Below are 14139 nucleotides of genomic sequence, written 5' to 3'. Positions count from 1 at the left end.
GCGCTTACCCAGCGGTCGATCCCATGTTCTTTCTGATTGCCTATATCAGCAGCGTAGTGCTGATCAACTACGCCTTCTCCAGTGCCCCGCACCTGGACGTCATCTGGTCCGCCTGGGGCGGGCTGGTGTTCATCCTGCGCGACATGGTCCAGACCCGCTTCGGCCACGGCGCGCTGGTGGCCATGCTGGCGGCCCTGGTGCTGTCCTACATCACCTCGGAGCCGGCCATCGCCCTGGCCAGCGCCACCGCCTTCGCGGTGTCTGAGCTGATCGACTGGCTGGTGTTTACCATCACCAAGCGGCCGCTGCACGATCGCCTGTGGCTGAGTTCGGCGCTGAGCATTCCGATCGACACCTTTATCTTCTTCGGCATGATCGGCGCCCTGACCCCGGCCGTGGTCGGCACCGCCATGGCCTCGAAATTCGCCGGGGTTACCGTGGTCTGGCTGGCCATGGCCTGGCGCGCGCGCAAGCGCGTGGTCACCGGCTGAGCACGGTTCATGTAAAATGGCGCTCCTTTTCACCGGGTTGCACCGAGTACGGGGCGGCCCAGGATGTTCTTCCCTCTGAGGACCTGAAATGACCCGTATCGGAACCCCATTGTCGCCGACCGCGACCCGCGTACTGCTCTGTGGCTGCGGCGAGCTGGGCAAGGAAGTGGTGATCGAGCTGCAACGCCTGGGCGTTGAAGTGATTGCCGTGGACCGTTACGCCAATGCCCCGGCCATGCAGGTGGCCCATCGCAGCCACGTGATCAACATGCTCGACGGCGCCGCCCTGCGGGCAGTGATCGAGGCCGAGAAGCCGCACTACATCGTCCCGGAAATCGAAGCCATCGCCACCGCGACCCTGGTCGAGCTGGAAAACGAAGGTTTCACCGTGGTGCCGACCGCTCGCGCCGCGCAATTGACCATGAACCGCGAAGGCATCCGTCGCCTGGCCGCCGAAGAGCTCGACCTGCCGACTTCGCCGTACCATTTCGCCGACACCTTCGAGGAATACGCCAAGGCCGTCGACGACCTCGGCTTCCCGTGCGTGGTCAAGCCGGTGATGAGTTCGTCGGGCAAGGGCCAGAGCCTGCTGCGCAGCGCTGACGACGTGCAAAAGGCCTGGGACTATGCCCAGGAAGGCGGGCGTGCCGGCAAGGGCCGGGTGATCATCGAAGGCTTCATCGATTTCGACTACGAAATCACCCTGCTGACCGTTCGTCATGTCGGCGGCACCACCTTCTGCGCGCCGGTCGGCCACCGTCAGGAGAAGGGCGATTACCAGGAATCCTGGCAGCCGCAGGCGATGAGCCCGGTGGCCCTGGCTGAATCCGAGCGGGTGGCCAAAGCAGTGACCGAGGCGCTGGGCGGCCGCGGCCTGTTCGGTGTCGAGCTGTTCGTCAAAGGCGACCAGGTGTGGTTCAGCGAAGTCTCGCCACGCCCGCATGACACGGGCCTGGTGACCCTGATTTCCCAGGACCTGTCGCAGTTCGCCCTGCATGCGCGGGCGATCCTGGGCTTGCCGATCCCGCTGATCCGCCAGTTCGGCCCGTCGGCGTCGGCGGTGATCCTGGTTGAAGGCCAGTCGCAGCAGACCGCGTTCGCCAATCTTGGCGCCGCCCTGAGCGAGCCGGACACTGCCATTCGCCTGTTCGGCAAGCCTGAGGTCAATGGCCAGCGGCGCATGGGCGTGTGCCTGGCCCGCGACGAGTCGATCGAAGCCGCCCGGGCCAAGGCCACCCGAGCTTCGCAGGCGGTCAAGGTAGAGTTCTAAGCAATCGCGGGGCAAGCCCGCTCCTACACCGGTAGGAGCGGGCTTGCCCCGCGATGATTTTACAGCTCCGAGTGGCGCGTCTCTTTCAGGCACAACACCGCAATCAGGCTCAGCACAGCTGCCGCTGAGACATAGCCGCCGACCCAGCTCAAACCGCCCATGGCCACCAGCTTCTGGGCAAAGAACGGTGCCGCCGAGGCGCCGACGATCCCGCCCAGGTTGTAGGCTGCCGACGCCCCGGTGTAACGCACGTGAGTAGGGAACAGCTCAGGCAGCAAGGCGCCCATCGGCGCGAAAGTCACGCCCATCAAGAACAGCTCGATGGCCAGGAACAGTGCCACCCCCGTGGTCGAACCCGAGGTCAGCAGCGGTTCCATGGTAAAGCCCGAGGCAATCGCCAGCACAGCGCCGACGATCAGTACCGGCTTGCGCCCGTAACGGTCGCTGAGCCAGGCCGACAACGGCGTTGCCAGGGCCATGAACAGCACCGCGAAGCACAGCAGGCCGAGGAAGGTTTCGCGGCTGTAGCCCAGGGTCGAAACGCCATAGCTGAGCGAGAACACCGTCGAGATGTAGAACAGCGCATAGCACACGACCATGGCCGCCGCGCCCAGCAGGGTGGGGGCCCAGTACTGGGCGAAGAGCTCGACCACCGGCATTTTCACCCGCTGGTGACTGGCCACGGCCTTGGCGAACACCGGGGTTTCTTCCAGCTTCAGGCGCACGTACAGGCCGACCATCACCAGCACGGCGCTGAGCAGGAACGGAATGCGCCAGCCCCAACTGCGAAATTGCTCATCGGTCAGCAGCATGGCCAGGGTCAGGAACAGGCCGTTGGCCGCCAGAAAACCGATCGAAGGGCCTAGCTGCGGGAACATGCCGAACCAGGCGCGCTTGCCCTTGGGCGCGTTCTCGGTGGCCAGCAACGCCGCGCCGCCCCATTCACCGCCAAGTCCAAGCCCCTGGCCGAAGCGCAACACGCAAAGCAGGATCGGCGCCCAGGCGCCAATGCTGTCGTAACCGGGCAGTACGCCAATCAGGGTGGTACACACACCCATCAGCAGCAAGGATGCGACCAGGGTCGATTTACGGCCGATACGGTCGCCAAAGTGACCGAACAGCGCCGAACCCAGGGGCCGGGCCAGGAAGGCGATGCCGAAAGTAAGGAACGCCGAGAGCATCTGCGCGGTGCCGGAGGTCTGCGGGAAGAACACCGGGCCGATCACCAGCGCCGCCGCAGTGGCGTACACGTAGAAGTCGTAGAACTCGATGGCGGTGCCGATGAAGCTGGCGGTGGCAACCCGTGCCGGCGAGTTGCCGGGGCTGGCCTGGGCGGTTTCGGGGTAGGTGCTGCTGGTCGTCATGCGATTATCCCTGTCAGTCGAGAGCTCCATGGGCATCGCCGCCGGCCGGGTACGAACAGGCAGGCACGGGCGTGCACCGAAGCGAATTGTTATGGTCGCGTGACGAAACATACGCCCGTTGGGGATGGGGGCGGGCGCGGGCAAGGCTCGGGGTGTGAGCCAGTACCGCTGGTGCGCGCAATGTTCAGTCAGGCTGACTGGCCGTGTGACGCCGGTGCGGGTAGCGGGCGAGACGGCTGGGGCTGGGTAAGCGTGTGGCCAGTATAGCTAGCGCTTGAGCGTCCAGACCAGTATGCGGCTGGCACAATTGTCCTCGGTTTCGAGGATTTCCAGGCGATAACGGCCGATTTTCAGGCACACGGTGCTTGCCGGGATGCTTTCCAGGGCTTCGGTGACCAGGCCGTTGAGGGTCTTCGGCCCGTCGCTGGGCAGGTGCCAGCCCAGGGTGCGGTTGAGCTCGCGGATCGACACGTTGCCTTCGATGACAAAGCGCCCGTCGGCCTGGGGGTGGATATGCGGGTTGTCGAGGCTGTGTTCGTCTTCGAACTCGCCGACGATTTCTTCGAGGATGTCTTCCAGGGTAACGATGCCCAGTACTTCACCGTATTCGTCGACCACCACGCCCAGGCGCCGCTGCTGTTTGTGGAAATTCAGCAATTGCAGCTGCAACGGGGTGCTTTCCGGCACGAAATAGGGTTCGTAGCAGGCCGCCTGCAGAGTTTCGCGGGTCAGTTCGGCCTTGGGCAGCAGGTGGCTGATCAGCTTGGTATTGAGGATCGCCTCCACCTGGTTGATATCGCTGTGGTAGACCGGCAGGCGGGTGTGGCGGCTGATGATCAACTGCTCGATGATTGCCTCGATCGGCTCGTCGAGGTTGATGCCGTCGACATCGTTGCGCGGCACGAGGATGTCGTTGACGGTGATTTTGTCCAGCGCCAGCAGGCTTTCCGGCAGGTTCAGGCGCTGGTCGGCATCCGGCTCGTCGGCGGCGTAGCTGTCGCTGTCGTCGTTGTCGTGCAGCGCTACCGCATGGCTTTGCACCCGGAACGGGCGCAGCAGCACCCGCGCGCAGCCATCGAGCAGCCAGGCCAGGGGCTGCAACAGCTTGAGCGGCACTTTGAGCAAGCTGTTGCCCAGGCCGATGAAGGCCTGCGGATTGCGCCTGGCCAGCTGTCGCGGCAGGTATTCGGCAACGATCAAAAGTACGGCGGCAGCGCCCAGGCCGGCCAGCCAGAAACCGTGCTCGCCGCTGTAGCGCTGGCCCATCAGGCAGGCCAGGGCCAATACCAGCAGCTTGCCCAGGGTCGAGCACAGCACCAGGGCCTGAGGGGTTACGGCAAGTTCGGGGTGCTCGCCGGTCTGCGGGTTGCGCCGGCCACCGTTGAGTTGCTGCTGGGCGGCGTCCACCGCAGTGAACAGCGCCGACCACAGCAGTGCCAGTGCCAATACGCCGAGTAGCGGTCCTAACGGCAGAGCGTCCATTTACCTGTGCCCGTCAGATATGCAGGATGAATTCGCGTACCAGCTTGCTGCCGAAATAGGCCAGCATCAGCAGGCAGAAGCCGGCCAGGGTCCAGCGGATCGCCTTATGCCCGCGCCAGCCGAGGCGGGTGCGGCCCCACAGCAATACGCTGAAGACGATCCAGGCCAGGCACGCCAGCAGGGTTTTATGCACCAGGTGCTGGGCGAACAGGTTGTCGAGGAACAGCCAGCCGGACAGCAGTGACAGCGACAGCAGGCCCCAGCCGGCCCAGAGGAAGCCGAACAGCAGGCTTTCCATGGTTTGCAGCGGCGGGAAGTTCTTGATCAGCCCGGAGGGGTGCTTGTGCTTGAGCTGGTGATCCTGCAACAGCAGCAGCAGGGACTGCACCACGGCGATGGTGAACATGCCATAGGCCAGGATCGACAGCAGGATATGCGCGAGGATGCCCGGCTCTTCGTTGATCAGCGGCACCGTGCCCGACGGCGCGAACTGGGCGATCAGCGCCGTGGCCATGCCCAGCGGGAACAGCAACAGCAGCAGGTTCTCCACCGGTATGCGCAGGCAGGCCAGCAGGGTCAGGGCGATCACCGCGGTGGCGATCAGGCTGGCGGCGCTAAAGAAGTCCAGGCTCAGGCCCAGGGGCGTGAGCAGTTGCCAGAACAGCGCAGTGCCCTGGGCAATGACCGCCAGCGCGCCAAGCAGGCCGAGCAGGCGTTTGTCGGCCTTGGTGCCCTGGGCCAGGCGTGAGCCTTGATAGAAGGTCGCGGCGGCATACAGGCAGGCGGCGATGAGATTGGGTAGCAAGCTGGGTGACAAGGGGAGCATAAGTCCTGTTAGGCAAGCCCGAAAGGGACTGAGTTTGGCATAGATCGCGCCCGCCTAGGAAGACTGCCAGCCGACGGCATGGTGTGCGCTGGGCCAAGTCTTCGTTATAATCGCCGGCCTGCCCCTGCCCAAGGCCGGCCGAATACGCCAGAGGCAGCTGATAAACCTCGGTTCTACAGAGCCCGAAAGGATCACCATGTTTGAAAACCTGACCGACCGTCTGTCACAGACGCTGCGCCATGTCACCGGCAAGGCCAAGCTGACCGAAGACAACATCAAAGACACCCTGCGTGAAGTGCGCATGGCGTTGCTCGAGGCTGACGTCGCCCTGCCGGTGGTCAAGGATTTCGTCAACAAGGTCAAGGAGCGTGCGGTCGGCACCGAGGTGTCGCGCAGCCTGACCCCGGGCCAGGCGTTCGTGAAGATCGTCCAGGCTGAGCTTGAAGGCCTGATGGGCGCCGCCAACGAAGACCTGGCGCTCAACGCCGCACCGCCTGCGGTAGTGCTGATGGCCGGTCTGCAGGGCGCGGGCAAGACCACCACCGCCGGCAAGCTGGCGCGCTTTCTTAAAGAGCGCAAGAAAAAGACCGTGATGGTGGTCTCGGCCGACGTCTACCGTCCGGCGGCGATCAAGCAGCTGGAAACCCTGGCGGGCGACATCGGCGTGACCTTCTTCCCGTCCGATATCAGCCAGAAGCCGGTGGCCATCGCTGAGGCGGCGATCCGCGAAGCCAAGCTCAAGTTCATCGACGTGGTCATCGTCGACACCGCCGGCCGTCTGCACATCGACGCCGAAATGATGACCGAGATCAAGGACCTGCACGCTGCGGTCAAGCCGATCGAGACGTTGTTCGTGGTCGACGCCATGACCGGCCAGGACGCCGCCAATACGGCCAAGGCGTTCGGCGATGCGCTGCCGCTGACCGGGGTGATCCTCACCAAGGTCGACGGTGACGCCCGTGGCGGTGCCGCGCTGTCGGTGCGCGCCATTACCGGCAAGCCGATCAAGTTCATCGGTATGGGCGAGAAGAGCGACGCGCTCGAGCCGTTCCACCCCGACCGTATCGCTTCGCGCATCCTGGGCATGGGCGACGTGCTCAGCCTGATCGAGCAGGCCGAACAGACCCTCGACAAGGACAAGGCCGACAAACTGGCCAAGAAGCTGAAGAAGGGCAAGGGCTTCGACCTCGAAGACTTCCGCGACCAGCTGCAACAAATGAAGAACATGGGTGGCCTGGGCGGCCTGATGGACAAGCTGCCGAGCATCGGCGGTGTCAACCTGGCCCAGATGGGCAGCGCCCAGGGCGCCGCCGAGAAGCAGTTCAAGCAGATGGAAGCGATCATCAACTCGATGACCCCGGCCGAGCGCCGCGACCCTGAGCTGATCAGCGGTTCGCGCAAACGCCGTATCGCCCTTGGTTCCGGCACCCAGGTGCAGGACATCGGCCGTCTGATCAAGCAGCACAAGCAGATGCAGAAGATGATGAAGAAGTTTTCTGCCAAAGGCGGCATGGCCAAGATGATGCGCGGCCTGGGTGGCATGATGCCCGGCGGCGGCATGCCCAAACTGTAACCCTATTCGCATCGGCGGCCTGGAAACGGGCCGACGATCGGACTCCCGCCCCGGCGGGAACAACGCAGCCTTTATATAGAGGCTGTACGAAGCGCAGATCTGCAGGCTGTCCTTTTTACCTGGCGTAAAAAGGCATTTGCAAAAGTCCGTGTATTCCTTGAGAATATGCGGCCTTTCGGGCACCCGTGTGCCCGCTGTGCATTATGATTTGCAGCACCGACTACAGGAACGATGTTCAATGCTAACCATCCGTCTTGCCCGTGGTGGCTCTAAAAAGCGCCCATTCTACACCCTGACCGTGACCGACTCGCGTAACCCGGTTACCGGTTCGCACATCGAGCAGGTTGGTTTCTTCAACCCTATCGCTCGTGGCCAGGAAGTTCGCCTGTCCGTTAAACAAGACCGCGTTGCTCACTGGCTGAGCGTTGGCGCACAGCCATCCGAGCGCGTTGCAAAACTGCTGAAAGATGCTGCTAAGGCTGCTGCCTGAATAGTATGAGCGCGACGCCAGAAAAAGCTGATGACCTGATCGTCGTTGGCAAGATTTTTTCGGTTCACGGCGTTCGCGGCGAGGTAAAGGTCTTTTCCTTTACCGATCCGATTGAAAACCTGTTGGATTACCGTAACTGGACGCTTCGGCACGAAGGGAAGGTAAAACAGGTCGAGCTGGTCAGTGGCCGTTCCACTCAAAAGGACCTGGTCGCCAAGCTCAAAGGCCTCGACGATCGTGATGAAGCCCGTCTTCTGAGCGGTTATGAGATTTGTATCTCGCGTAGCCTTTTGCCCAACCTGTCTGCCGACGAGTACTACTGGTACCAGTTGGTGGGTCTGAAAGTCATCAATCAGGACGAACAGCTGTTCGGCACGATTGATCACCTGTTGGAGACCGGCGCGAACGATGTAATGGTGGTCAAGCCCTGCGCGGGCAGCCTGGATGATCGAGAACGCCTGTTGCCCTATACCGAGCAATGCGTGTTGAAGATCGACCTGGTTGCAGGCGAAATGAGGGTCGAATGGGACGCGGACTTCTAAGCAATGGCCAGCCTGCGCGTAGACGTCATCACGCTGTTCCCCGAGATGTTCTCGGCCATCAGTGAGTACGGCATTACCAGCCGCGCGGTGAAACAGGGGTTGTTGCAACTGACCTGCTGGAACCCGCGGGACTACACCACAGATCGTCACCATACGGTAGATGATCGGCCGTTTGGCGGTGGTCCGGGCATGGTGATGAAGATCAAGCCTCTGGAAGACGCCCTGGTGAATGCCAGGCAGGCAACCGGAGAGGCGGCAAAGGTGATTTACCTGAGCCCACAAGGCCGCAAGCTGACTCAGTCGGCGGTCAAAGACCTGGCGAAGCACGAATCGTTGATTCTGATAGCCGGTCGATATGAAGGCATCGACGAGCGCTTTATTGAAGCTCATGTCGATGAAGAGTGGTCGATTGGAGACTATGTCCTGTCTGGCGGCGAGCTGCCGGCGATGGTCCTGATCGATGCGGTTACACGACTGCTGCCTGGAGCTTTAGGGCATGCGGACTCGGCGCAGGAAGATTCCTTCACCGATGGTCTGCTTGATTGCCCGCACTACACCCGACCTGAGGTGTATGCGGATCAGCGTGTTCCCGACGTGTTGCTTAGTGGCAACCATGCACACATCCGGCGATGGCGTTTACAGCAGTCCCTTGGGCGGACCTATGAACGACGCGTCGATCTTCTGGAAAGTCGCTCACTTTCTGGAGAAGAGAAGAAGCTGCTGGCGGAATACCTCCGTGAGCGGGACGATAGTTAACGTATCGATGGTAAATCCAGCTGATTTACCTTAGGAGCACAGCATGACCAACAAAATCATTCTTGCACTCGAAGCAGAGCAGATGACCAAAGAGATCCCGACCTTTGCCCCGGGCGACACCATCGTCGTTCAGGTGAAAGTGAAGGAAGGCGATCGTTCGCGTCTGCAGGCTTTCGAAGGCGTTGTCATCGCCAAGCGTAACCGTGGTGTGAACAGTGCTTTCACTGTTCGCAAGATCTCCAACGGTGTTGGCGTTGAGCGTACTTTCCAGACCTACAGCCCGCAAATCGACAGCCTGGCCGTGAAACGTCGTGGTGACGTGCGTAAAGCCAAGCTGTACTACCTGCGCGACCTGTCCGGTAAAGCCGCTCGCATCAAGGAAAAACTGTCCTGAGGACAGCTTGACCGGTGGCTACGGCCACCATGCGAAAAAAGCAGCCTTCGGGCTGCTTTTTTGTTGTCTGAAATTTGTCGTCCAATGTGAAGCCCATGACCTCCAGAGAGCAGGAAATCGAGCGCCGCACCGAACTGTCGGTGACCCGCGTGACCAAGGCGGTATTCCCGTCCACCACCAACCACCACAACACCCTGTTCGGCGGCACCGCGCTGGCCTGGATGGACGAAGTCTCGTTCATTGCTGCCACGCGTTTCTGCCGCTTGCCGCTGGTAACGGTGTCGACCGACCGTATCGACTTCAAGCACCCGATTGCCGCCGGCTCCATCGTCGAGCTGGTCGGGCGGGTGGCGACAGTGGGTAACACCAGCCTCAAGGTCGAGGTTGAAGTGTTTGTCGAAAGCATGAGCTGCGACAGTCGCGAAAAGGCCATCCATGGCCTGTTCAGCTTTGTCGCCATCGATGAAGACAAGCGCCCGGTGCCGGTATTGCCCGGGTTCTGACCATCCTGTAGGAGCGGGCTTGCCCCGCGATAATGTGTAGACTTCACCGGCCTTATCGCGGGGCAAGCCCGCTCCTACTGCGGCTGAATCAACGCCACCAGTGTCCACCCAGGCCCGGGCTTGAGCAGGCTGTCGGGCCCGAACACATGCACCCAGCCACTGCCATCGCGGGCAAACAACGGGTTGGCCCGCTCGCCATGCAGCGCCTGGTAGTCCGCCCAGCCGAATGCCTCGGTCAGGTGCGTGCTGTACAGCTCGGCGCCATTGTTCAGTAATCCGGCCAACTGCCCGTAGGTCAGCGGCTGGCTTCCCAGTGTCTGCCCGCGGTGCTCATCGCTGGCGCGGTGCTTGTCGCTGCGCTTGGCCTCAAGGCCACTGGCCAGGACAAACAGCCGCTGCGGGCCAAAGTCGTGGCGAAAGCGCGTGCAGGCCAGGGTGTTGAGCTCACCTGCCGGTGACAACCCGAGCAAATGCCCCAGGCCTACCAGGTCCAGGTGGGCATCGGCATGCTGCGAGGCGGGGTGGCCGAAGTAGGTTGGCAAGCCATCCATGCGTGCCGCGCGGATGTTCTCCCAGCTGGAATCGGCCAGCAGCACCCGGCAATCGAGCTGTTGCAAAGCCTTGGCCACAGCGCGGGCCGGCGGGTTGGCGCCGACGATCAAAAAACCGCTGGGGGCAGGTTCGGCAACCTTGAGCAGGCGTGCCAAGGGCCGCGAAGTGGCGCTCTGCAGCACCACGGTGCCGATGATCACCGCGAAGGTCAATGGCACCAGCAGCAGTGCGCCTTCATGCCCGGCTTCATCCAGGCGAATGGCAAAGATCGCCGACACCGCGGCGGCAACGATGCCGCGCGGGGCGATCCAGGCCAGCAGGGCGCGTTCGCGCCAGTTCAATTGCGAGCCGAAGGTCGACAGCGCGACGTTAAGCGGCCGGGCCACGAACTGAATGATCAGCAGCAGGGCCAGCACCGCCGGGCCCAGGCCGATCAGGGCATTGAGGTCCAGGCGCGCGGCCAGGAGGATGAACAGCCCGGAGATCAGCAGCACGCTGAGGTTCTCTTTGAAGTGCAGGATCTGCCGGACATCCACGCCCTTCATGTTGGCCAGCCACATGCCCATGAGGGTGACCGCCAGCAGCCCCGACTCATGCATCACCTGGTTGGCACCAATGAAAATCCCCAGCACCGCCGCCAGCGACGCCAGGTTGTGCAAATACTCCGGCAGCCATTGGTGACGCATCACCTGGCCGAGCAGCCAGCCACCGGCCACGCCGAACGCGCTGCCGCAGACAATCACCCCGGCAAAGGTCACCAGGCTATGGCTCAGGCCGTCGCCGGCGGCGCTGGCGATGATGAAGCTGTAGACCACCACCGCCAGCAGCGCGCCGATCGGGTCGATAACGATGCCTTCCCAGCGCAGGATGTTGGCGATCGTTGCCTTGGGCCGTACCACTCGAAGCATCGGCACGATCACCGTCGGCCCGGTCACCAGGGTCAGGGTGCCGAACAAGGTAGCCAGCAGCCAGTCGAAGCCCAGCAGCCAGTGGGTGGCCAGGGTGATTACCAGCCAGGTCGACAGCGCGCCGAGGGTGACCATGCGCTGCACCACGCTGCCGATGTCTTTCCATTGCGACAGGTGCAGGGTCAGGCTGCCTTCGAACAGGATCAGCGCCACCGCCAGCGACACCAGCGGCATCAGCAATGGGCCGAACAATTCCTGCGGGTCGAGCCAGCCGAGCAACGGGCCGGCGAGAATGCCGCTGAGCAGCAGGAAAAGGATCGCCGGCAGCTTCAGGCGCCAGGCCAGCCATTGGCAGCACAGCGCTGCCAGACCTATCCCGCCAAATGCCAGCAATATCTGTTGTTCGTTCATTCGGGCTCCCTATGCCGGCAGTGTTATGGAAGACTAGCGGCAATTCGTCGTTTTCGTCGCTTGCCGCAGAGTTGTCATGCCCGCTATTGAACATCCGCTTATCGATCAGTTCCTGGACGCCCTGTGGCTGGAGAAGGGCCTGGCCGACAACACCCGCGATTCCTACCGCAGCGACCTGGCGCTGTTCAACGGCTGGCTCACGGAGCAGGGCGTCGAGCTGCCCGATGCCGGGCGCGAACTGATCCTCGATCACCTGGCCTGGCGCCTGGAGCAGGGCTACAAGCCACGCTCGACCGCGCGTTTTCTCTCCGGGGTGCGAGGCTTCTATCGCTACCTGCTGCGGGAAAAACTGATCGGCATTGACCCGACCCTGCAGGTGGAAATGCCGCAACTGGGGCGGCCATTGCCCAAATCCCTGTCGGAAGCTGACGTCGAAGCCTTGCTGCAGGCACCGGACCTGAGCGAGCCGATCGGCCAGCGCGACCGCGCCATGCTTGAAGTGCTGTATGCCTGTGGCTTGCGTGTCACCGAACTGGTCAGCCTGACCCTCGATCAGGTCAACCTGCGCCAGGGCGTGCTGCGGGTGATGGGCAAGGGCAGCAAGGAGCGCCTGGTGCCCATGGGTGAAGAGGCGGTGGTGTGGATTGAGCGCTACCTGCGTGACGGCCGTAACGAACTGCTCGGCGGGCGTCCCAGCGATGTATTGTTCCCCAGCCTGCGCGGCGAGCAGATGACCCGCCAGACCTTCTGGCACCGCATCAAGCACCAGGCGCTGGTGGCCGGTATCGACAAGAGCCTGTCGCCGCACACCCTGCGCCATGCCTTCGCCACTCACCTGCTCAACCACGGCGCCGACTTGCGCGTGGTGCAGATGCTGCTCGGCCACAGCGACCTGTCGACCACCCAGATCTACACCCATGTGGCCCGCGCGCGGCTGCAGGAACTACACGCTTTGCATCACCCTCGGGGTTGACGCTCGGGCGCTCTTCCAGCAGATTCCGACACCTCAAACGCTCGATATGGAAATCAAGCATGCCCAGGTTCAAGTGCCCTGCAGCCGTGCCGTTGCAGGTCAATAATGTCTGACGCCCTGTGGGCCGCCCGCCAGGGCGATGCGCTGATGCACACCTCGATGATGGCCGACATCGTCGGCGGCGTGCTGGAAGTGGCCGCCAACGTCGCCATTGGCGTGCTGGCCACCGCGGCGGTAACCGCAGCGCTGGGGCTGACCCTGGTTACCGGCGGCCTGGGCTGCTTCGTGCTCGGCGCGGTGGTCGGTATCGTGGTCGGCGTGGCCATGAGCAAGACCGGGGCCGATAAGGGTTTAAGCAGTTTATGCGAGGGTATCGGCAATTTTCTGTTCCCGCCCTCGGTGCAGGCCAACATCCTCACTGGCTCGAAGAACACCCACACCAATGGCAAACCGGCCGCCCGCGCTGCTGGCGTCATCGTCGCCGCGGCGGCGCCCGCTGGCAGTGATGCCGCCCAGCCACCTGCCGAAGAGGAAGAAGAAAGCTTCCTCGACATGGCCAAGGGCTTTTTCTCGCAGATGTGGCGGCCCACGGTCGCCAGCCCCGCACCAAACACCGAGCCTGCCGACGACGACAAGATCCTCTGCAGCAAGCACCCGCCAATGCCGCCGCAGTACCTGGCCGAAGGTTCGAGCAAGGTCACCATCAACGGCCATCCGGCTTGCCGCAGCGGCGATCGCAGCACCTGCGAGGCGGTGATCGTCGACGCCGGGCTGATCTCCAGTAACGTGCGCATTGGCGGCGGCTCGATCGTGGTCCGCGAGATTCGCAGTGGCAAGACCCCGGGCATCGGCCTGGCGATAACCGCTTTGATGCTACTGCGCGGGCGTGGCGGCAAGTTCTACAGCAAGTTCGGCTGCATGGTGATCGGCGGCATCGCCAGCGCCGTCACCAGCCAGGTGAGCGGAGCAATTACCAGTGCCATCGCCGGCTCGCTCAACCCGGTCCATGCACCCACCGGGGCGAAGATCCTCAGTGGCGAAGAAGAGCTCGACTTCAGCTTGCCAGCGCTGATCCCGCTGGACTGGCAGCGCTACTACAACAGCCGCGATGAACGCCGCGACGGCCTGTTCGGTGCGGGCTGGAGCGTCGATTACGAAGTCTTCGTGGCCATCGAAACGCACCCTGAAGGCGGCGAGCGCCTGCTGTTTACCGACGAACAGGCGCGTGTCGTCGACATGGGCAACATCCCGCGCGGCGATGCGGTGTTCAGTGCCGGCGAGGGCCTGAGCGTGCGCCGCGCACTCAATGGCGAGCTGCTGATCGAAAGCAGCGGCGGACTCTATCGCCTGTTTCAGCCCACCCCGGGTAACCCACAGCGCCTGCGCCTGGCGCAACTGGGCGATCGCAACGACAACCGCGTCTACCTCGACTACGACGCCGAAGGCCGCTTGTTCTGGCTGCGCGACACCTTCGATGCAGTCCAGCTGCAGCTGGTTTACAGCGCCCAGTGGCCGACGCGGGTCAGCCATATCGAGCGTCGCTACAGCGACGAATCGAGCGAGTTGCTGGTCAGCTATGCCTACGACAGCAACGGCGACCTCGC

General features: G+C 63.0%; 14 protein-coding genes. 10 read left to right on the top strand and 4 right to left on the bottom strand.

The window, feature by feature from the left end; translation table 11 throughout:
• Positions 1-23: 23 nt before the first annotated feature.
• Entirely contained in the window at positions 24-491 is a 468-nt protein-coding gene (locus tag ACIOVF_RS11300) for a VUT family protein (RefSeq protein ID WP_045196541.1), read from the top strand.
• An 88-nt stretch (positions 492-579) separates the two neighbouring features.
• Entirely contained in the window at positions 580-1761 is a 1182-nt protein-coding gene (purT, locus tag ACIOVF_RS11295) for a formate-dependent phosphoribosylglycinamide formyltransferase (RefSeq protein WP_045196543.1), read from the top strand.
• Positions 1762-1820: 59 nt separating this feature from the next.
• On the opposite strand, the gene ACIOVF_RS11290 is transcribed toward purT, so the two are convergent.
• The 3 genes from ACIOVF_RS11290 to ACIOVF_RS11280 all read right to left on the bottom strand — a co-directional run bounded on the left by ACIOVF_RS11290 (position 1821) and on the right by ACIOVF_RS11280 (position 5433).
• Positions 1821-3125 carry an MFS transporter gene (locus ACIOVF_RS11290; protein WP_045196545.1) on the bottom strand — a complete coding sequence of 435 codons (1305 nt, stop codon included), beginning with the start codon at positions 3123-3125 and terminating at the stop codon, positions 1821-1823.
• Between the two features lie 267 nt (positions 3126-3392).
• The gene (locus ACIOVF_RS11285) at positions 3393-4607 is read right to left on the bottom strand and encodes a transporter associated domain-containing protein (RefSeq protein WP_401289461.1); all 1215 of its coding nucleotides are present in this window, start codon (positions 4605-4607) and stop codon (positions 3393-3395) included.
• A gap of 13 nt (positions 4608-4620) precedes the next feature.
• Positions 4621-5433 (bottom strand): inner membrane protein YpjD, encoded by an 813-nt coding sequence (locus ACIOVF_RS11280; protein ID WP_045196549.1) that lies wholly within the window; start codon positions 5431-5433, stop codon positions 4621-4623.
• 196 nt (positions 5434-5629) lie between these two features.
• On the opposite strand from ACIOVF_RS11280, the gene ffh reads away from it, so the two are divergent.
• From ffh to ACIOVF_RS11250, 6 genes are all read left to right on the top strand, one after another.
• Positions 5630-7006: a signal recognition particle protein gene (ffh, locus tag ACIOVF_RS11275; protein WP_038996825.1), complete on the top strand. Its 1377-nt coding sequence runs from the start codon at positions 5630-5632 to the stop codon at positions 7004-7006.
• 238 nt (positions 7007-7244) lie between these two features.
• A complete protein-coding gene (gene rpsP, locus ACIOVF_RS11270; RefSeq protein WP_028942918.1) occupies positions 7245-7496 on the top strand; it encodes a 30S ribosomal protein S16 in 252 nt (83 codons plus the stop codon).
• Positions 7497-7501: 5 nt separating this feature from the next.
• The gene (rimM, locus tag ACIOVF_RS11265; RefSeq protein WP_093386845.1) at positions 7502-8038 is read left to right on the top strand and encodes a ribosome maturation factor RimM; all 537 of its coding nucleotides are present in this window, start codon (positions 7502-7504) and stop codon (positions 8036-8038) included.
• Between the two features lie 3 nt (positions 8039-8041).
• Positions 8042-8794, top strand: coding sequence for a tRNA (guanosine(37)-N1)-methyltransferase TrmD (trmD, locus tag ACIOVF_RS11260; protein ID WP_045196554.1), 753 nt, complete (start codon positions 8042-8044; stop codon positions 8792-8794).
• A gap of 43 nt (positions 8795-8837) precedes the next feature.
• A complete protein-coding gene (gene rplS, locus ACIOVF_RS11255) occupies positions 8838-9188 on the top strand; it encodes a 50S ribosomal protein L19 (protein ID WP_038996821.1) in 351 nt (116 codons plus the stop codon).
• A 95-nt stretch (positions 9189-9283) separates the two neighbouring features.
• Positions 9284-9691 (top strand): acyl-CoA thioesterase, encoded by a 408-nt coding sequence (locus tag ACIOVF_RS11250; protein ID WP_045196557.1) that lies wholly within the window; start codon positions 9284-9286, stop codon positions 9689-9691.
• A 74-nt stretch (positions 9692-9765) separates the two neighbouring features.
• Here ACIOVF_RS11250 and ACIOVF_RS11245 read toward each other — a convergent pair whose 3' ends face one another.
• Complete coding sequence (locus ACIOVF_RS11245; RefSeq protein ID WP_093386840.1) at positions 9766-11562, bottom strand: sodium:proton antiporter; 1797 nt, start codon at positions 11560-11562, stop codon at positions 9766-9768.
• Positions 11563-11638: 76 nt separating this feature from the next.
• On the opposite strand from ACIOVF_RS11245, the gene xerD reads away from it, so the two are divergent.
• Positions 11639-12535 carry a site-specific tyrosine recombinase XerD gene (gene xerD, locus ACIOVF_RS11240; protein ID WP_045196561.1) on the top strand — a complete coding sequence of 299 codons (897 nt, stop codon included), beginning with the start codon at positions 11639-11641 and terminating at the stop codon, positions 12533-12535.
• 105 nt (positions 12536-12640) lie between these two features.
• Positions 12641-14139: DUF6531 domain-containing protein (locus tag ACIOVF_RS11235; protein ID WP_401289453.1), on the top strand; the 1499-nt coding region annotated here is incomplete at its 3' end.

It is taken from the genome of Pseudomonas sp. NPDC087612, assembly GCF_044743505.1.
Classification (GTDB): domain Bacteria; phylum Pseudomonadota; class Gammaproteobacteria; order Pseudomonadales; family Pseudomonadaceae; genus Aquipseudomonas.
This window is presented reverse-complemented; position numbering and strand designations above follow the sequence as displayed.